Origin of the sequence: Flavobacterium sp. ALJ2, assembly GCF_015594725.1 — a bacterium.
Taxonomy (GTDB): Bacteria; Bacteroidota; Bacteroidia; order Flavobacteriales; family Flavobacteriaceae; genus Flavobacterium.
The window spans coordinates 150,574-170,419 of record NZ_JADNRC010000008.1; the positions used below are offsets into that span (position 1 = coordinate 150,574).

Sequence of the window (19,846 nt, forward strand, 5' to 3'; positions counted from 1 at the left end):
AATAGTCATTTAGAATGTCTATAAATACAAAAAAGAGATTTGAAACTTTCAGATCTCTTTTTTGTTATAAATATAAAAGGCTTTATTTCCCTTTTAATAATTTCTCCAAATATTCGTTTTTATCTTTTTCAGCCTGAACTAAGCGTTCGTAAAGTTCGACAACTTTATCTAAAGGATTAAAATTGCAATAATTACCAGTATTAAAAACTCCATTATCATAAATGTTATTGAAATAATTAATCACATTTTCTTCTGTAAAATTTTTAATTGCTTCAACAGATACTCCAAGAGCTTTTGCAACTTCAATAAGTTTTTCTTCATCAACATTTTCGCTTGCTTCAATATTAGAAACAGATTGTTGAGTTAAGCCAATTGCAAAAGCCAACGCTTCTTGTTTCATGCCTTTAAGTTCTCTAATTCGGCTAATATTTCTGCCAATATGTTTTGGTTTTATTGCTGTGCTCATATATCAAAGATATTTAAAATTCTTAAAGGAAAATATATTTTAGTCAAAACAGGCTTGTTTTTGTAAGATACGGTTTTCATTATGTATGCAAAAATACAGTTTTTCAGATGATTAATTAAAACACAATCCATCAATTTTTAAATGCAGTATTTTTGTTTATATTATAACATAGAAGTCTATCCTAAATCAATTTTTTCAAAGTTAGGAGTAAATGCTAGTAAATCTGTAAACAGGAGTTTGTTATCTCTCGTTTCGTAGCTCCAATTTATAAATTGCAGATAATGTGATGGGGTGTTATTACCTAAAGTACTTCTGTTGTCCAAAAGGTCTTTACAGTTTTTATTGTCTAACCATTCAAAAATTTCTGTAAACGTTTTACCTTCTTGTCTTATAAACGAAGCAAGCTCCGGAAGAATCGATTTTGTTTCTTCAGAAATATGGATGTTTAATCCATATCTCGATTCAAATTTTGAAATGCTATACTTGTCAAGATCTGTTATGAATTTTGGATTTAGCTTTAATTGTTCCTCAATATTAGTTTTTTCTTCTGCAGATATTGGTTTCAAAAAGGTACTTGAGCAAAAGTCGGTTCCAACTTGTTTTTTTAATTTTGAATTAAAAAGACGTTTGAGTATTACCAAAGGCTCATCCAGAGTTCCAATCTTATCTTTTGGGATTGCACCAACAAACGAATGATATTCTTCAAACTCAATAGGAACAAATTTCTCAATTCGATGAATCCCTTTTGCATAGGATTTAACCCATTGCCCAACTTTAAAATCTTTATGTGTATTCATAATCTGAAACGATATAATTTAAAATTTTAATTAGTTGAGTGTAATTCGGAAAAATGGTATTTAACACATAGAAACATAGATTTAAAATTATGATTTAAGATATTTCTAGAAATTATAATTTTTTCGCATAGCACTATGTGATCTATTTTGAGTGAAACGTCTTTTTTTAGACTTTGTAAACTATGTTTCTATGTGTTAAAAATAATCGCATTCAAAAGGATTATAGCTTAATCTCAAACAAGCTAAAAGAACCTTCTTTGTAATGTTCTGGTAATTCGTTTGTCCACTCGATAACGCTAACGCCTTTATAGTCAAAGCCACAACTCATATAGTATTTGTTTATTCTTTCGTTTCCGCTATGAGTGTCTAGTCTTATGTATTCTTTACCGTTTTCTTTGGCATATACTTTCACCCATTCTATGATTTTTGTAACATAAGAACGACCTCTGAATTTTGGGTTTGTAGCAATACGATGAAGATATACTGCAGGATCTGCACTCGCTTCTTTCCAGATAATCAAATCATTAAAAGTAAGCACAAATGTACAGGCAACTTCCCCTTCGTCTTTGATTATAAAATGGCGGTCTTCGGCGATTTCTTTTTCTATTAATGCTTTTTCAAAACCTCTCCAGCTTTTGTTATTAACTGTTTTTTGATACGATGTAGCTTCATTATAGATATCGAAAACGGCACCAATATCTTCATTTGTAGTTTTAAAAAATTCCATTGTAGTGTTTTATTCTGTAGATTAATCAATTCCTCAAAGATAAATTTTTCTTTCGGAAAACAGCTGAAATTTGGTCGTCAAGCCCATTTTTTTATTTTAACAGAAGATTTATGTTGTTGTGGGGGACAACTCTTTTGTGGCTGTAAAGATTAGTTTCAAGTAGTTGGTTGCAATTTGTAAAAATGATATTTAACACATAGAGACATAGTTCCCATACATATCGGGATAGATTCACAGAATTGATAATCAAAGATGATTCAAGAAAAATATATTTTTTTCGCATAGCCTTATGTGATTTATTTTAAGTGAAGCGTCTTTTTTAGGCTTTGTTAAACTATGTGTCTATGTGTTGAAATAATTATACCTAATGACTTAGTTATGTTTTTTTTCATCCGTATCTAACCAAACTACATTTTGTTCCGATTTATGTTCTTGCCCGATAATATCTCGGTATAATTCTGGTCTTCTAGCTTTTATGTAACGATTTCCTCCAGCTTGAATGCGTTTTTCGGGAGTAATTATTGCTGTTGCAAAAGAGTCATCAAAAGAACGGCATTCGGCAATTACATCTCCAAAAGGATCAATAATCATAGAGCAACCATTTTTTAACTGGTCATCGTCCATACCAATTGGATTAGAGAAAACAGCATAAATAGCATTGTCATACGCTCTTGCAGGCAACCATTTCATTAACCAGTCACGCCCTTTCATTCCGTCAAATTCCAATCGTAACGAAGTTGGGTCGGCTTCACGATTCTGCCAAAGCTGAGATGATACAAAACCAGCGCCAGGTCGGGTAGAAGGGGTGCACATGGTTACGTGAGGCATAAAAATAATGTCAGCACCCAAAAGTGTAGTCGCACGTACGTTTTCGATAATGTTGTTGTCGTAGCAAATTAAGATTCCGCATTTCCAACCTTTGATTTCAAAAATGCAATAACGATCTCCAGGTGTTAGATAAGGATTTATAAACGGATGCAGTTTTCGGTATTTGGCAACCAAACCATTTTTATCTACGCATACATAGGCTTTGAATAAATTATCATTGTCATCTTTTTCAAAAAGTCCTGCCAATATAACTATGTTGTTCTTTTTGGCTATTTCGGTAAGTTTTAAGACGCTTTCTCCGTTCGGAATAACTTCTGCTAGATTTAGCATTTGTTCTTTTGATAAATGCCTTGCAAATGTATATCCGGTTACAGCGCATTCATGAAATGCAATTACATCACAACCTTCGCTGGATGCTTTTTGTGAAAGTTTCTCGATTACAGATAAATTATAGTTTTTATCGCTGCTTTTATTCTCAAACTGAGCTGTGGCTATTTTTAGATTTTTCATAATTGTACACTATTAATTTTAGACAAAAATAGCGCTCATGATTAGTCGTAAATTGTATAAAACCGACATTTTAATCTGTGAAATCTATGGAAAAAAAATTAACAGCAAAGGGCGCAAAGGTTTACGCAAAGTGGTCTATGGATTTTTAGCAGGAACAGTTTCTATAAAGTTATTGGTTAGTTTTCCTGCATTATACAAATATTCTCTGGGAGTCATTCCGGTATGTTTTTTAAATTCTCGTATAAGATGGGATTGATCCGAAAATCCTGCGTCATAAGAAATCGTGGTAAGATTGGTATCTTGCGATTTATTCTTGAGTAATTTTAAAAAGCCATGAATCTTCACAATATTCCCAAATTTCTTTGGATTTAATCCAACGCATTCTGTGAATTTTCTTTCGATATGCCTTTCGGTATAACCCGTATAATCAACTAATTGTTTGAGCGAAAACTGTCCTTTGGTTTTGATAATAAAATCTAATGAAGCTGCAGCAATCAATTGGTTTGACATTGGCTTTTTCGCTTCAAGCGTTTTAAAAAAATGATTTAAAAGCTTCAATCTTTCCTGAATAGTAGCTTGTTCGGATAATTTTTCCTGAAGTTCAATTCCTTCCAAACCAAATATATCATCGATAGTGATTATCGTATCACGGAGTTCGCTACTGATGATTCCTAATAATTGGTTGATTCCGTTGGGTTGAAAAACCACAATAACAATAGACATTTCGCTACCCGAATAAATGTCTTTAAAACCATTTAGTTGTCCGTACAAAAAGGAACTTGGCAAGTAATTTTGTGCCTCATAATTACTGAAGCCAGAAATAAGTTTACTTTTCAAAGAGAACACAACACCAGTATTACCATCAGAAAACAAACGGAGTTTCTGAGTAGCATTACCTTTATTTTCTAAAAAAAGATAGTGTTTGATATAAGGGGATAATTCCTTTGGAGGCAAAACTTGCATGGTTTTAGTAATTATGAAATACAAAATTAGCTAAAAGCCGGTGGGCGTAATTAATTTTAACATATTGTAATATAGATCTTGCACCCTCTAAGAATGTGTTTTACTTATTCAAAACACATATAGCTTGCTATGTATAGAAATATTTCTTTTTTGCGTTCTATGTGCTAAATCTAAACGAATATTTATAGAGGAAAACCTAACCCGTTTTCGTTGAGATTAGAAATGGTAAATTCTGATTGGTATTGATTACTATGACTTCTTCAAATTAAACTCAGTCGCCAAAATAGCGTTTAGTTTTTCTGGTTCGAAAGTATAACTTTGAGCTTTTCCGTTTTCTATAGATTTAAATGAGTTTTTAAAAAGTATCTTTTTACCCAATGGATTTTGTAAAACAACGACAAGATTTTGGGTAAAAAAAGAATCTGGATGTGTTGAGTTATAATAATTAGCCGGTTTAAAATCAATCCATTCCTGATGTGATAAATCAAAAGAATAAAGGTTTTTCCATTCATCACTCAATAAAGTTTGCAATAGATAATCTCCGTTTTCTGCTGTTGTTATAGCAAATGTTTCAGTGCCTTGTTGTACAGCTGTAGTATCATTTAGTTTTAGTGGCTCTCTTATTCCATTGCCGCCAAAGCCTAAATCGATCAAATATTCTTCCTCTTCAACAGTTACAATAATTGCCATATGTGTTTTAGGGTTTTCGCCAGGATTTACCAAAGGGCGTGCAGCCACAAAACGATACGGAATATCCATTTTTTGGAGCACTAGAGCAAACAAACCATTAAGTTCATAACAATATCCGCCACGTTTATGAGTAATGAGTTTATCAACAATATCGTCTCCTGCTAATGAAATGGTTTTTCCTGCCTGAACATCTAAGTCTTCAAAAGGAATGGAGAACAACTGACATTGCATTAATTTACCAATGCTTTTGATATTTGATTTAATATCGCCAACAAAATGAATTCTGTCCAGATAATCTTGTAAAACAAAATTGTCTGAAACTATCGGGCTTGATTTTGCTTGTTTTTTCATTCTATCTGAATTAATTAAAATTATAACCAAAAAGCCAACCACATAAGAAATATAAGCTCATTTAAAGTTATGTTGATTAATTATGGTTACTTATATTTCTTATACGGTTAAAACAATTTCATTGAATTGTTGTATTTTGTGTTCTGTTTAATAGATAATCCTTTTTGAAAATTTTCTTTTATCAGGCGATCAACAATACAACTTAAATCTAGTATTGGAGGTTTTGCAATAACTACTAGCGAATATGAAAGAGTAAGCTCTCCCATTTCTAACTGTGATTGTTTGATGTGAATTCCGTTGTTGATTAAAGAATCATTGATAAAGTACATTATGTTGTCATCCCAAGTAACATCAAGATCAGAAGGTCCATTATATTCAGAGAGAATATCAATTGGAAATTCGATTATGATTTCAATCGGTTGCTCGTATGGAATGCTTATCTTCAGTTTATCTAAATCCATTCTAGTTCTATTTAGCTACTATTTTACTCCATGAATGCTGCTGGATATTTTACTTTTCCGCTTACACCATCTAATCCATTTTCGGTTAACGAAATTACCATACAGTTTTCTGCAGGAACATCAAACGGCATTTCGATATTGTATTTGCTAGTAAGTTCGTATCGAAATCTAGGATAATAGTTTTCATGACCCAAAAGAATTATCGATTTGTAACCTAGTTTTTTTGCGATAGCATGACTTTCGAGAATCAGTTTTGCACCAATTCCTTTTTTTTGAAATGCTGGTTTTACCGAAACGGGAGCCAAAGCAAGTGAATCAAATGTTTGGTCTTTATTTTCGATTTGTAATTTGGTTAGCAAAATATGTCCAACTATTTCATTGTCAATTTCGGCAACAAGTGATAATTCTGGGATAAAAGCATCCGAGTTTCTTAGTTTTTCAACCAGAAATTGTTCTTTATGGTCGCTGTATTCTGCATCTTTAAATGCTTCTTCTATGATTTCGAAAACTTTTGCGTAATCATTTTTATTTTCTTGACGTATGGTAATTTCCATGATTGTTTAAATGTTTTATTCTATCCAAAATGTTCCTGTAGAATATGTTTTTGCTTTTCCGCTTATTAAAACTCTTTCGCCATTATCGACACAATATAATGTGCCTTCACGTTCTGATAGTTGTTTGGCATGCATTTCTTTTTTACCAAGTTGTTCGCTCCAATAAGGAATTAACGAGCAATGGGCTGAACCAGTAACGGGATCTTCCAGAATAGAAGCTTGCGAGGTAAAAAATCGTGAAACAAAGTCGCAATGAGTTCCTTTTGCAGTTACTATAACTCCACCAGGGTCAAGGTTTAATTTATCAAATGTTTGTCTGTCGATTACGATGTCTTTGATTTGCTGTTCGGTTTCGTAGATTAAAACGTAATCTCTCGATTTTAAAACAGTTTTAGGCTGAATGTTTAATGAATCTCTGATGATCTCAGGAAGTTCCGTTGGAACAGGTTTTCTAGACGGAAAATCTAAAGTATATACATCCTTATCAATAGTTACAATTAGTTCACCGCTTAAAGTATCAAATACGATGGTATTTTCGGGATAATTAAGAATCGATTTTAAAGTGTGTGCAGTAGCCAAAGTTGCATGACCACATAAATCCATTTCTATTTCAGGAGTAAACCAGCGCAAGTGGACTCTTTTATCGGTAACAACATAAAAAGCAGTTTCGGGAACGGCATTTTCTTGTGCAATTTTTAAAAGGATTTCATCAGGCAACCAACTTTCTAATGGAACAACGCAAGCAGGATTTCCTCCGAAGATTTTATCTGTGAATGCGTCTATTTGATATAAGTTTAATTTCATTGTAAGTTAGTTTTGTGTTTTTTATTTAACACATAGAAACATAGAATGGATTTTCTAAAAAGAGATAAATAAGAAAGCTATGCTTTTTCTCATAGTTACCCTATTGTGTTTTAATGTAAGAGTGAAACGACTTCAGAATACATCAAAAAACTATGTTTCTATGTGGTGAAATTATTCTCCAGTAAATATTATTTTGTCGCCAAATGGGTCAATAACTTCTACACAGTAGATTTTTTCATTCCAGAAAGCTTTTTCAATTCCTGGGTTGTTGTACTTGTCGTTTTTCTGAATCAGTTTTTGGTGATAGTCTTTTAAACCAATAAAATTCTCAATAATTATTTTTGCTCCTGGCGAACAATCTCCGTGATGTTCACACAAATGAATTTCTACATCATCGAGTAAAATCCGAATATACAATGGCGAATTCTCTTCAAAAGTATGTTCGTCAAGGATTTTAAAACCAAGCCAGTCAACATAAAACTCAACAGCTTTTTTATAATCAAAAATTCTAAAAATAGGTCTTATAATTGCATGATTGATTTTGTTTAAGGTTTAAATGAATTATTTTTTTCCTTCATTAACAAGAAGCTTTAATGAATTGATATAATCAGTATCAAATTCGATTACTCTTATTTTGTTAGGATTAAAGCTTAGTTCACCACCAAATTTTCCTCTTGTTTCCAGAAAATCGATAACCAATTCTTCATCGTCCAGTTTTATCAATTTACCAAGATAAACAGCTTTTTCCGATTTTTTTGCAATCTGGAAAATTTCATATTTGTTTGTTATAAAGGTAAGTATAGAAGATAAATCTCTTAGCGGAATTATTTCATCTGAATTGGTTTTTAATCCTTTTAGTCTAATTACACTTTCTGTAAATGCATTATCGCTATCTCGTGTAATTGACTTTATGTTTTTATTTTTTATAATCACATAACCATCTATTATAAAGTCAACGGGATTGTTTTTGATTAAAATCCAATCGTCGGTATAATCAATAAGAAAACCAGTAAAGATTTCTTTTCTGTCTTCAAATTCGATTGAGATTAATTGTCTTAGGTAATTGTCCATTTTGTTGTTTATTACTTATTGTTTTAAATGTTTTGGTTCCTGAATTTCTCCGTTTCCAAACGACCAATTTTCGCTGCCATTATTCTCCAGTAGCATTATGATAATGTCATTTTTTAGGATTTCGGTTGTACTCGAAACTCTAGTTGCAATCTGAGTATATAGTTTTGCTTTTTGCTCTTTTGTTCTTCCTTGTCCAGCAGTTATTTGTACATAAATAATATTTTCTGAATGGGTAATACCAAGATAACTTTTCGGAAATTTAATTTGTGTAACTTCCAGCTCTTCAATTACATGGAAATAATCATCTTCCGGAATGTTGAATTCCTGAATTAAAGATTCGTGTATCGAAATCGAAATGTTTTCTTTGGTTTCTTGAGATAATTTTTTCGGCAAACTTATTCTAACAAATGGCATAATTGATTTTTAGTGTTACTGTTTTCCTTTTTTTACTATTTTGATTTCTCCACTTTTGTAAAGACCAATTGCTTTTTTTATAATTGCTTTGATGGTGTCAATTGGTAAATCTTCATTTGCATCAAAAAACATAATTTTCATTCGAGATCGTTTTTCAGTTATTAACTCAGGATTATCAAAGTGTTTTCCTTCGACGATTCCAAGGTAGGGTTTGTTATTTGTTTTATGAACCCACAAATAGCAAAACATCTTTCCTTTGTAACAAAAGAAAGGCATGCCATATTTTAGTGTATGAGTGATATCAGAATCTTGCGAAAGAATAATATCTCGTAATGCAAGTAAACAACCTTTGTTGGGTTCTTCTTGTTTTAGGTAAAAATTATCAAGTTCTAAATTCATTTTTTTATTTATTAATAATGTAAATAGTCTATCTAACTCTTTGCGAAAGGAATGCGGATTTTTAAAAATAATAAATGGAAAATCTGTTTAATCCGCGTTCCTCTATAGACAATTTAAGGTCAGCTTCATCATTATATCTGTTTGCGGGTCATTTCCTAATTTAAAAATGTGTTTGTCAAATTCTACAAAACCATTTTTCTTGTAAAAAGCCAATGCTCTGTGGTTTTGTTCCCAAACGCCAAGCCATAAATAACCAACTTTTTCTTGTTTTGCAATTTGTAACGCTTTGTCATATAAAAGTTGTCCGACCTTTTTACCTAAAAATTCTTTTGAAACATAGATACGTTCTATCTCTAAGGCATTATTATCCTTTAATTCTGTTTGTGCATCTCCTAAATTTGTTTTTAAATATCCAATAACGACATCATTTAATATTGCAAAGAAGAATTCGGAATCTGGATTTTCAATTTCCTTTTTTAGTTTATCAAAGGCAAAACTGGTAGACAAATAATGGTTCATATTTTCCTCAGTATTTGGCTTCGAAAAAGTTTCTAGAAACGTCTGCCTTCCGATATTTTGCAGTTTTTCAATATCTATTATCGTAACTTTTTTAATTTGTATCGTTTCCATCGATGACTAATTATTCTATATTTTATTAGTGAATTAAGTTTTTTACATTTCACATTTTACAACATCTAATACCAATGATTATCTGATAAATCAGGTTCAGCATAATTTATAATCTTGTTCTCTTCTAACTCGATTAATTTTTGTCGGATAGGTTCGTATTTTAAAGTTGCTGGAATTTGTAGTACAAAATAGTCCTTATTGAATTTTTCAGATTCACAGCCAAGCTCATTAAATACTTCACGTAAATCATTTATTGGCACATTTTTATCTAATACAATAACTTGAATTGTAGAATTTCCTGAATGCTCTATTGTTTGTTTGTAAACTAATTTTTGTTCCGTTTCGTCGAATTCTGCAAAAACTACATCTTCACAAGAAACAGGTGCGTAAAATGGAATATTATCCAATTTATACAATCCATTTTCAGCGTTTATTGTTGTTGCCCATAAAGTTTCTACAGCCGATTCATTAAGAATATTGCTAAAAAATCTAAAAAGGATTTTGACATATTTGTCTTGTTCTTCTGCCATTTTATTTAAATGCTATCGTTTTTTATTATAATTTATCTCCCCATTCGCTTGGGTCAAAAGGTTCGAATTCTCTTTCGGAAAATGCTTCAGTTAAAATTCCAGAATTACATAACCAATTTATAGTTTCTTCGAGTGTTTTACCTGCTTTGTATATCATTTCGCTATTTCTTGGTAAAATGTAATACTCGTTTTTATAGAGAATAATTTCGTCACCGTCAAAAGTATCTCCAATCCTTACAGAGTCTAAAACCTGCTCTTTTGTTAGAACAGCAGCTCCCTCATCCCAAAACCAATATTCGTTTATTCTTTTTTTCCATTGATCAACAGTGAGTACTATAGTTTCCGGAAGATAGATTCTTACGTAAGTTCCGCCTAGAATTCCGCTTCCGTACGTTACAACATATTCTTTATAATTGTTGTCAAAAGTGATGTTTAAAGTTTGTTCGCAAGCCTGAATGTCTTCATCATCAGCAAGAAACAAGTCGGTTCTGTGGGTGTTGTAATTCGGGATTATTTTATAGTTATCGAAGTTCATGCGTTCTGAGTTTTTAATAGCTAAGATATGGCTTTTTTATTGTTGAGAATAAAGTTTTTAAACGAAAAAACCGCAATCACAATTTTGCGATTACGGTTTTTATCTAATATAATTGTGTGTATTATACCAATTTTGCAGCAACAAGATATTCTGCAATCTGAATTGTATTTGTTGCAGCACCTTTTCTTAGGTTATCGGCAACAATCCACATATTTAAAGTATTTGGCTGGCTTTCGTCACGACGAATACGGCCTACAAATACATCATTTTTTCCTTCTGCATAAAGAGGCATGGGGTAGGTAAATGTGTCAAGGTTATCCTGAACAACAATACCGTCAGTATGATGTAAAATCTCACGTACTTCATTTACATCAAAATCATTTGTAAACTCAACGTTTACAGCTTCACTATGACCGCCAACAACAGGAACACGAACCGCAGTTGCCGTTACAGCGATAGTGTTGTCGCCAAGAATTTTTTGTGTTTCACGAACCAGTTTCATTTCTTCTTTGGTATATCCATTTTCTTCAAAACTATCGCAATGTGGAATAGCATTTCTGTGAATCGGATATTTATAAACCATTTCGCCTTTTACGCCAGCGTATTCATTTTCTAATTGTTTTACTGCTTTTACACCAGTTCCTGTGATCGATTGGTAAGTAGAAACAACAATTCTTTTAATATTATATTTTTTGTGCAATGGAGCCAATGTTAAAACCATTTGAATGGTTGAACAGTTTGGGTTTGCTATAATTTTATCTTCTTTTGTTAAAGTAGAAGCATTGATTTCAGGAACGATTAATTTTTTTGTAGGATCCATTCTCCAAGCCGACGAGTTGTCGATAACAGTTGTTCCTGCAGCTGCAAATTTTGGGGCCCATTCTAATGAAGTTTCTCCGCCAGCTGAGAAAACTGCAATATCAGCTTTCATGTCAACTGCTGTTTGCAATCCAACTACCGTATAATTTGTTCCTTTATATTCGATTTGTTTACCAACTGATTTCTCAGATGCAACCAAAATTAATTCTGTAACAGGGAAATTTCTTTCTGCCAACACTTTTAGCATTACTTCGCCAACCATACCGGTAGCGCCTACAATCGCTATTCTCATTTTTATATTTTTTATTGTGAATGTTTGTTATTTGAAGTGCAAAAATAGGTATAATGAAGTTGAAAACAAGCGGGTTCACAAAAAATAACAAAAAGTTACATTTGTAACAAAAAAGAAAAACCGTTCAGATTTTGAACGGTTTAATTAGACAATAGTGTAGCGGATTATTTCTTTAACAAATCTCTAATTTGCGTAAGTAATTCTTCTTGCGTTGGTCCAGCAGGCGCAGGCGGAGCAACGTCTTTTTTCTTAGCATGATTAATCCCTTTGATTATCATAAATAGTACAAAAGCCACAATAATAAAGTTAATTACTGCCGAGATAAATAAACCATATTTTACACCTCCAAAAGCAGTTAATTCTTCGATTGTAGATAAATGTGCAGCATCCAATGCAGGTTTTAATAGTAATGGTGTAATAACATTTTCTATAAACGAGCTCACAATTTTACCAAAAGCAGCTCCAATTATGACACCGACAGCCAAATCTACCACGTTGCCCTTCATTGCAAATTCCTTAAATTCAGATAGCATTCCCATAATTGATATTATTTAGTTTAAAATTTTTTTTCACTCGAAAATAAGTAATATTTCGCATATTTTAATTAATTATGAACTAAAATATTACTGACGGAAAAAGACACGTTTCACACGTTGCGAAATACTGGTTAGGATTTCATACGGTATCGTTCGTAATTCCTGTGCCATTTCGATTACAGTTGGGCTTTCGCCAAAGATTACTACATCGTCACCTTCTTTGCAATCAATGGTACTTACATCAACCATGAGCATATCCATGCAAATGTTTCCAATAATTCGTGCTTTTTGCCCTTTTATAGTTACAAAACCCACTCCGTTACCCCAAAGCCTGGCAATTCCGTCGGCATAACCAATCGGAATTGTAGCGATTCGGGTTTCTTTTTCAGCCACAAAACGACGTCCATAACCTACGCTGTCACCAACGGGAATAGTTCTTACTTGTGAAATAATCGATTTTAATGTACTTACATTTTCCAAATATTTTTGTTCTGCGGGGTCATTAGATACTCCGTATAAACCAATTCCCAAACGAACCATATTGTATTGGGCCTGTGGGAAATTGCTAATTCCGGAGGTATTCAGGATATGTCGGATCGGATTGATATTTAGTTCTGTCAATAATTTAGAAGATAGTTTCTCGAATAAATCAATTTGAGAAAGGACAAAGTCAAAATGTTTCTCTTCATCACTGGTTGCTAAATGCGATAATACGCTTTTTACTTCGACAGTTGTATTTCCTTTTAGAGTAGTAATTAATTCATCGATTGTATTGGCTTCAAAACCTAGCCGGTGCATTCCTGTATCTAATTTTATATGAATCGGAAAATGATGTAGTTTTTTCTCTTTAGCAATTTTTAAAAAAGCATTTAACCCTTTTAAACTATAGATTTCAGGTTCTAATTGATGCTGAATAATAGCCGAAAAAGTAGTCGTTTCTGGATTAAGCACCATAATAGGAAGTTTGATACCGCCATTTTTAAGCGAGATTCCTTCATCGGCAAAAGCCACACCCAGATAATCCACCTTATGATGTTCGAGTAATTTGGCAATTTCCAGTCCGCCATTTCCATAACTATATGCTTTTACCATCACCATCATTTTGGTGTTTGGATTTATTTTTGATTTAAAAAAATTAAGATTATGACCAATGGCGTTGAGGTTAATTTCTAGAATTGTTTCATGTGTTTTCTCTTCGAGTAACGCAACAATCTCTTCAAAGTGAAATGAGCGTGCTCCTTTTACAAGAATGGTTTCATTTTCAAAATCCAATGATTCATAATGCGTAATGAATGTTGCTGTATCAGGAAATGTAATACAATTCGAAAATTTATCAGCAAATTTTGAAATCGTTGAGCCAATACCAATAACACGGCTTATTTTATTAGATTCGATAAGTTGAACTACTTTTGCATATAACTCATCATTAGAAAAGCCACTCTGAAGAATGTCAGATAAAATCACGGTTTTCTTTTTGAATTTGTTTTGACTTTCTAAGAAATCTAATGCGATTTTCAGCGATTGAAAATCCGAACTATAACTATCATCGATTATACTGCAGTTGTTGATTCCCGTTTTTACTTCTAGGCGCATTTCTACAGGATATAATAAATGCATTCGGTTTTGGATTGTAGCCGAATCGTATTTTAAGTACAACAAAACCATCAGACACGAAACAGCATTTTCTATCGAAGCATCGTCTTGAAACGGAATAGTAAATTCATTTATTTCATCGATATATTCATATCGGATTAATATGTTTTCGTTATGAGTTTGTTTTGTAGTAACTAAAACATCGGCATTTTTATCAGTAAAGCTCCAAGAAAAAAGCTTTCTGGATTCCAGTAGATATTCGGCTGCAAATTGTGTCAAACAAGAATGAACAACCTCCGTTTTTTGGTAAATAATTACGGGAGTTTCTTTGAATAAAAGTAGTTTTTCATCTATCTTTTGTACTAGATTTAAAAAGCCTTCGTCGTGTGCTGAACCAATATTGGTAAGAAGTCCGATAGTAGGTTTGATGATTTTTTCTAGTTTATCCATTTCAGAAACTGTCGAAATTCCAGCTTCAAAAATACCTAGATTGTGTTTCTCATTGATTGCAATAACCGATAACGGAACGCCAACTTGTGAGTTGTAGCTTTTTGGACTTCTTATAATGTTATGGTCAGGACTCAACAAGAAATTAAGCCATTCCTTTACTATCGTTTTACCGTTACTTCCGGTTAATCCGATAATAGGGAAATCAAAAAGACTTCGATAGTAAGCAGCTACGGCCTGTAATGCAGTTAGTGAATTTTCGACAACTATATAATTAGCTCTTTGTGTATAATTTTCAGGAATATGTGTTACTACAAAATTATGAACGCCTTTTTCGATTAAGTCAGGAATATAATCATGCGCATTATTGTTTGGTCCGCTTAAAGCGAAAAATAAAGTTTTAGGTCCGTTTTGTAAAGAACGGCTATCAATAGAAAGATGGTCGATATTGATGTCAGAATTGCCGCCAAACCATTTAGCATGAAGTATTTGAATTATATTTTTAAGATTTATAGGCATTGTATTATGAAGTGTTTTATGTTGAAATGTAATATGTAATTAACGATAAGTCTGATTTAGAAAGCTAAACTTAATTTGAAGCATTAAAGGTAGAAAAGAGTTTTTAATATTTTCTTAAAAATGCAATTATTCAGGTGATAAAGATTATCTAAAAAGGGAACGCGGATGACACGGATTTATTAAAACAATTGAAAAAAATCCGTTTTTATCCGCGTTTTCGCCTTGGCGAATCCGCGTCATCTGCGTTCCTTGATTTCGTGTCGCAAAGATTATTTAAAAAGGGAAAGCGGATGGCGCTGATAAAAAACTGCTTCATCCGCGTTCCTTAATTTTAGTTGCTGTTAAAATTTTGAGCAATTTATAGTAAGTCATATATTTTTTTATATTTGTTCAAGACAATAAAATTAAGCCGTTGAAAAAGCTTCTTCCAATAATCTCTTATCTATTCCATCCATTGTTTATTTCGATGTATGCGAGTATGTTTTACCTTTTTTTTAAAGAAGATGCATTTGCCAATGAGGAGAAATTCTTTATTCTTTTTCAAATATTGATTATTACGGTTTTGGTTCCAATTTTGTTTTTCTTACTGCTTCGTTCAACAGGAAATGTCGATTCGATTATGATTCATGAAACGTCACAACGTAAGATTCCGTTGGTGCTTCATTGTTTTTTAATTATTTTATTGGTTAAGCGTAGTGTAGTGATTATGCGATATCCAGAGTTGCATTTTTTCTTTTTAGGAGCATTGTTTAGTACTATAATTGCACTGGTATTGTCTTTTTTTAAAATAAAAGCTAGTTTGCACATGATAGCCATTAGCGGATTAACGATTTTCGCAATTGGTTTAAGCCGACATCTTCAAGTGCCTGCTGGTATGATGTGTTGGGTTGCCTTTTTTATATTAATGAATGGTTTTGTGGCTTCATCTCGCCTAGAAATGAATGCTCACACCAATAAGGAACTCATTATAGGATTATTGATAGGGATAATTCCGCAAATACTATTTTTAGTTTTTTGGTTATAGGATATAGAAGATTATACCAATATTCATCGTTCGCATATCGATATCTTCCGTAGGAGTTTTTGCCGATTTAAATAAAGAGTTTAAGCCATAATAGGCATATATATTCCAGGTGTTGAAACCAGATGAAATATAGACTCCGTATTGTATTTTTTCAAAATCTTTATTGTTTTTAATGACCACTTTTTGCTCAGAATCTTTGTAAACAGAACGGTCGAATAAAAGATAACTAAATTTTACGCCACCGTAAATTCTCCAAAATTTATAACTCTCAAAAGTAGAAGTTCGCCATCTGAATTCAATTGGTAAATCGATTAAATACTGAGTAAATTTGTTACTATTAACATCCGAATAGTTAACAACATTATAAATAGGAGCGTCGTTTGTACCAGTTATGGCAAGATTTTGAAAGTAATTTTTATAGCTAAATCCTAAACCTGTAGCAATCGATACGTTACGATTTTTATTAATAGGCATATCTCTTAAAAAACCAAAATTCAGTCCTGCCGAAAATTTCTTTTGCGACAATCCTTCTGGAGCATTTGCTAATGCATTATAGGTAATGGCAAAATAAAACTGATCTTCTCTGTACAGAGAATCAATTTTTACTTTTGGAGCATCAGCAGCTGGAGCCTTTTCTTCCTGAGAAAAAACATTCAGAAACGATACTAAAAATATACAACTAAAAAATAATCGCATTTTGGATTTTGGTTTTAATGATTGTTCTAAGAGTATAAGTGATTTTTGTATTTTGATATAAACAATACAAATATAAGATTTTGAGTGTTTCGGTTTCGATTTGATTGTGAATATTCTGTTTTGTGTTATGATTTGTTCAAATTTAGGATTTATTTTTAAATTTCAGCCACTCCAGATAGCTATCAGTATTAATAGATTAAAAGTATTTTTTTTGTTTAATCATGTAAGTAATGTAAGGACATTTAAGTTTATGTGTATGTTTACATAAACTACTATTTCTTTTATGGTTTAAGGAAAGCCTCTGAACCTTTTAGCTTTGCCACTTAGTGGCTCAGTACCTTTATCTGCAACTTAAAACCTCAGTATTTTCTTTTTTCTATAGTATTCTTTTCGTTTACATGTTTTTTATACCTTTGTAGGGCATGAAAAGAAAACAGTTTATAATAAGTATTTCTTTGACGATAACGGTATTGTTCTCAATGCTGTTTCAGTCATTTCATAGTTATGAGCATATTGTACAAGAGTTTTCAAAAAAACAATGCCATCATGAGTATAACGTAACAAATACCGAAATAACGCATCAGCACCATAATTTCGATTATTGTTATGTGTGTCATTTTGCAATAAGCAGCTATATTACACCTGAAAAATTCACATTTCAGTTACCTGTTTTTCATGATGAAATTCCTTATTTCTTTAACTTCTCCGGAACAATTATTTTATTTTCCGGAAGTTTATATTCCCTTCGAGGCCCACCTATAGTTTAGATTCTTGTATCCAATATTTTCGGAATGCAACGTGTTTACCCCGTTTTGATTTTCCTAAAATCAAACAAAATCTTCGTTTATAAATTCGAAAAGTAAAAATGGTTTACTAATTCTGATAGTTATCGGAGTTGTTGAGCTTATTTATATGTTTTTTTGAGTTTTTTTAAACGAATAAATCATCTAACTATAGTATCATTTACAATGAAAAAAATTATAATTGCCCTAATTTTAGGGTTTTCAGGTTTAGTTAATGCCCAAAATACAGTTTCAGGAACCGTAACCGATTTGCAAAATCAGCCAGTTCCAGGAGTTTCGGTTTATGTAGCAGAATTACATAAAGGAACGACAACCGACGAAAATGGAAAGTATGTCTTAAATAATCTTCCAAAAGGAGGATTACGTATTGCGTTTACGTTTGTAGGTTACACAACTCAAAATAAAAATATCGAAAAATTATTAAAAGAGAACACGTTGGATATTTTGCTTTCGCAAGCAGCTTTTGAAATGGACGAGGTAATTGTGTCAACCGCTTTTAGCAAATTACAATCACAAAACGTAATGAAAGTAGAACATGAAACTATAAAAACATTACAACAAAAAGGAACTTCGACATTGATAGAAGGACTAGCAACAATACCAGGAGTTTCTCAAATTTCTACAGGAACTTCTATTGGTAAACCAGTAATCCGAGGATTAAGTGGAAATCGTGTTTTAGTGTACTCACAAGGAGTTCGATTAGAGAATCAACAATTTGGAGATGAACATGGTTTGGGATTAAACGATGCAGGAGTCGAAAGTGTTGAGGTTATAAAAGGACCAGCATCATTATTATATGGTTCAGATGCTTTGGGAGGAGTTTTGTATTTTAACCCAGAGAAATTTGCAGATGCAGGAGATTTCAAGGCAAATTTCAGTCAGAAATATTTTTCAAATACACAAGGAAGTAATTCTTCAATTGGTTTAAAAACATCTACAGAAAATTGGAAATTTTTGGCTCGCGGAAGTTTCAACTCACATTCTGATTATAAAGCTGGAGATAGTGACCGTGTAACCAATACGCGTTATAATGAAACTGATTTTAAAACCGGAATAGGATATAGTAATTCTAGCTTCTCGAGTGTTTTACGTTACAATTACAACAAACTAAATTTAGGAATTCCAGAAGAAGGTTTTGGAGAACAAACGACTAGTAAAAAAACAGAGTTTCCCAGACAAGGGGTTTTTAACCATTTGTTGAGTTTAAATAATGTTTTCTTTTTTCAGAATTCAAAACTAGATGTTGATTTAGGATATATCACAAATGACAGAAGTGAGTTCGAAGATAGTAATGAAGCTTCATTACACATGAAACTGAAAACATTTAATTACAATGCAAAATATCATTTGCCTAAAATGGGTAAAATCGAAACTATTGTTGGTGTTCAAGGAATGCATCAAAAGAATGCCAATTCGGGAAAAGAATATTTAATACCAGATGCAACAACAAATGATTTTGGAGTTTTTGGAACGGCAAATTACGAATGGAAAAGTAATGTGTTACAAGCAGGTTTGCGTTTTGATAACCGAAATATAACTTCGATTGCACACGGAACAGAAGGAGAAGAAGGTTATTTTCAGGCATTAGACAAATCGTTTGATAGCTTTAATGCATCATTGGGGTATAAAACCAATCTTGCCGATAATCTAACAATGCGTTTAAATGTAGCTTCGGGATTTAGAGCACCAAACTTGGCAGAGCTAACATCAAATGGAGTTCATGAAGGAACAAATCGTTATGAAATTGGGAATAGTGCTTTAAAAACAGAACAAAACGTACAAACAGATTTGAATCTAGAATATAAAAACAGCCATTTTGAGTTTTTTGTAAATGGATTTTATAATCATGTAAACAACTATATTTATACTTCGCCAACAGGAGAAATAATCGATAATAATGATGTTTTTGCTTATGTACAAGATAATGCTAAATTATATGGTGGAGAGGTTGGATTACATTTTCATCCACATCCTTTAGATTGGTTGCATTTTGAAACTAGTTTTGAAACTGTAACTGGCAAAAAACAAAATGGAGATTACCTGCCATTAATTCCTGCAAACAACTGGAATAATACCATAAGAACAGAGTTTAATATCAAAAACTGGTTCCAAGATGGATTTGCAACTTTAAATGTAAGTTCTACTTTTAATCAGGATAATGTAAGTGGTTTTGAAACAGCTTCAAAAGGATATTCATTGGTTAATCTAGGTTTAGGAGGAAAAGTGAAATTTGGAAAAACTGCTTTTGATGTAAATATAAACGGAAATAACTTATTTGATAAAAAATATATTGCACACCTATCTCGATTAAAAACAGATGGAATTCCTAATATAGGACGTAACATAGTTTTAGGAGTTAATTTCAATTTGTAAGATAATAAATCGTA

Annotated in this window: 23 protein-coding genes; 3 read left to right on the plus strand and 20 right to left on the minus strand. The window is 32.2% G+C overall.

The window, feature by feature from the left end:
* Positions 1-82: 82 nt before the first annotated feature.
* The 19 genes from IUY40_RS11220 to IUY40_RS11310 all read right to left on the minus strand — a co-directional run bounded on the left by IUY40_RS11220 (position 83) and on the right by IUY40_RS11310 (position 14,936).
* Complete coding sequence (locus tag IUY40_RS11220) at positions 83-466, minus strand: helix-turn-helix transcriptional regulator (protein WP_195736960.1); 384 nt, start codon at positions 464-466, stop codon at positions 83-85.
* A gap of 176 nt (positions 467-642) precedes the next feature.
* Positions 643-1,263 (minus strand): hypothetical protein, encoded by a 621-nt coding sequence (locus tag IUY40_RS11225; RefSeq protein WP_195736961.1) that lies wholly within the window; start codon positions 1,261-1,263, stop codon positions 643-645.
* 220 nt (positions 1,264-1,483) lie between these two features.
* On the minus strand, positions 1,484-1,990 hold the full coding sequence (locus tag IUY40_RS11230; protein ID WP_195736962.1) for a GNAT family N-acetyltransferase: 507 nt from the start codon (positions 1,988-1,990) through the stop codon (positions 1,484-1,486).
* Positions 1,991-2,362: 372 nt separating this feature from the next.
* A complete protein-coding gene (locus IUY40_RS11235) occupies positions 2,363-3,328 on the minus strand; it encodes a nitrilase family protein (RefSeq protein ID WP_195736963.1) in 966 nt (321 codons plus the stop codon).
* Positions 3,329-3,463: 135 nt separating this feature from the next.
* Positions 3,464-4,291, minus strand: a complete 828-nt coding sequence (locus IUY40_RS11240) for a helix-turn-helix domain-containing protein (protein ID WP_195736964.1) — start codon at positions 4,289-4,291, stop codon at positions 3,464-3,466.
* A 249-nt stretch (positions 4,292-4,540) separates the two neighbouring features.
* Positions 4,541-5,332, minus strand: a complete 792-nt coding sequence (locus IUY40_RS11245; RefSeq protein WP_229335509.1) for an arylamine N-acetyltransferase — start codon at positions 5,330-5,332, stop codon at positions 4,541-4,543.
* 107 nt (positions 5,333-5,439) lie between these two features.
* Positions 5,440-5,793: a hypothetical protein gene (locus IUY40_RS11250; protein WP_195736965.1), complete on the minus strand. Its 354-nt coding sequence runs from the start codon at positions 5,791-5,793 to the stop codon at positions 5,440-5,442.
* 23 nt (positions 5,794-5,816) lie between these two features.
* Entirely contained in the window at positions 5,817-6,347 is a 531-nt protein-coding gene (locus IUY40_RS11255; RefSeq protein WP_195736966.1) for an N-acetyltransferase, read from the minus strand.
* A gap of 15 nt (positions 6,348-6,362) precedes the next feature.
* On the minus strand, positions 6,363-7,151 hold the full coding sequence (locus IUY40_RS11260) for a PhzF family phenazine biosynthesis protein (protein ID WP_195736967.1): 789 nt from the start codon (positions 7,149-7,151) through the stop codon (positions 6,363-6,365).
* Between the two features lie 171 nt (positions 7,152-7,322).
* A complete protein-coding gene (locus IUY40_RS11265; protein ID WP_195737030.1) occupies positions 7,323-7,691 on the minus strand; it encodes a glyoxalase superfamily protein in 369 nt (122 codons plus the stop codon).
* Between the two features lie 21 nt (positions 7,692-7,712).
* On the minus strand, positions 7,713-8,222 hold the full coding sequence (locus IUY40_RS11270; protein WP_195736968.1) for a hypothetical protein: 510 nt from the start codon (positions 8,220-8,222) through the stop codon (positions 7,713-7,715).
* A gap of 15 nt (positions 8,223-8,237) precedes the next feature.
* A complete protein-coding gene (locus tag IUY40_RS11275) occupies positions 8,238-8,636 on the minus strand; it encodes a tautomerase family protein (RefSeq protein WP_195736969.1) in 399 nt (132 codons plus the stop codon).
* 15 nt (positions 8,637-8,651) lie between these two features.
* On the minus strand, positions 8,652-9,035 hold the full coding sequence (locus tag IUY40_RS11280) for a DUF1801 domain-containing protein (RefSeq protein WP_195736970.1): 384 nt from the start codon (positions 9,033-9,035) through the stop codon (positions 8,652-8,654).
* 102 nt (positions 9,036-9,137) lie between these two features.
* Positions 9,138-9,665 (minus strand): GNAT family N-acetyltransferase, encoded by a 528-nt coding sequence (locus IUY40_RS11285; RefSeq protein WP_195736971.1) that lies wholly within the window; start codon positions 9,663-9,665, stop codon positions 9,138-9,140.
* A 65-nt stretch (positions 9,666-9,730) separates the two neighbouring features.
* Positions 9,731-10,195, minus strand: a complete 465-nt coding sequence (locus IUY40_RS11290; protein ID WP_195736972.1) for a DUF4265 domain-containing protein — start codon at positions 10,193-10,195, stop codon at positions 9,731-9,733.
* A gap of 25 nt (positions 10,196-10,220) precedes the next feature.
* Positions 10,221-10,730 (minus strand): SMI1/KNR4 family protein, encoded by a 510-nt coding sequence (locus IUY40_RS11295; RefSeq protein ID WP_195736973.1) that lies wholly within the window; start codon positions 10,728-10,730, stop codon positions 10,221-10,223.
* 121 nt (positions 10,731-10,851) lie between these two features.
* Entirely contained in the window at positions 10,852-11,841 is a 990-nt protein-coding gene (locus IUY40_RS11300; RefSeq protein WP_195736974.1) for an aspartate-semialdehyde dehydrogenase, read from the minus strand.
* 164 nt (positions 11,842-12,005) lie between these two features.
* The gene (gene mscL / locus IUY40_RS11305; protein ID WP_195736975.1) at positions 12,006-12,380 is read right to left on the minus strand and encodes a large conductance mechanosensitive channel protein MscL; all 375 of its coding nucleotides are present in this window, start codon (positions 12,378-12,380) and stop codon (positions 12,006-12,008) included.
* An 84-nt stretch (positions 12,381-12,464) separates the two neighbouring features.
* Positions 12,465-14,936, minus strand: a complete 2,472-nt coding sequence (locus tag IUY40_RS11310) for a bifunctional UDP-N-acetylmuramoyl-tripeptide:D-alanyl-D-alanine ligase/alanine racemase (RefSeq protein WP_195736976.1) — start codon at positions 14,934-14,936, stop codon at positions 12,465-12,467.
* A 412-nt stretch (positions 14,937-15,348) separates the two neighbouring features.
* Between IUY40_RS11310 and IUY40_RS11315 the strand changes: the two genes are divergently transcribed.
* Entirely contained in the window at positions 15,349-15,960 is a 612-nt protein-coding gene (locus IUY40_RS11315) for a hypothetical protein (RefSeq protein ID WP_229335511.1), read from the plus strand.
* Here the strand turns inward: IUY40_RS11315 and IUY40_RS11320 are convergent.
* Positions 15,955-16,656: a porin family protein gene (locus tag IUY40_RS11320; protein ID WP_195736977.1), complete on the minus strand. Its 702-nt coding sequence runs from the start codon at positions 16,654-16,656 to the stop codon at positions 15,955-15,957. The two genes, IUY40_RS11315 and IUY40_RS11320, sit on opposite strands and share 6 nt — an antisense overlap.
* A gap of 422 nt (positions 16,657-17,078) precedes the next feature.
* Here IUY40_RS11320 and IUY40_RS11325 point away from each other — a divergent pair, with 422 nt between their 5' ends.
* Both IUY40_RS11325 and IUY40_RS11330 read left to right on the plus strand, forming a co-directional pair.
* Positions 17,079-17,423: a hypothetical protein gene (locus IUY40_RS11325; protein ID WP_195736978.1), complete on the plus strand. Its 345-nt coding sequence runs from the start codon at positions 17,079-17,081 to the stop codon at positions 17,421-17,423.
* A gap of 201 nt (positions 17,424-17,624) precedes the next feature.
* Entirely contained in the window at positions 17,625-19,832 is a 2,208-nt protein-coding gene (locus tag IUY40_RS11330; RefSeq protein WP_195736979.1) for a TonB-dependent receptor, read from the plus strand.
* The last annotated feature ends 14 nt before the right edge of the window (positions 19,833-19,846 follow it).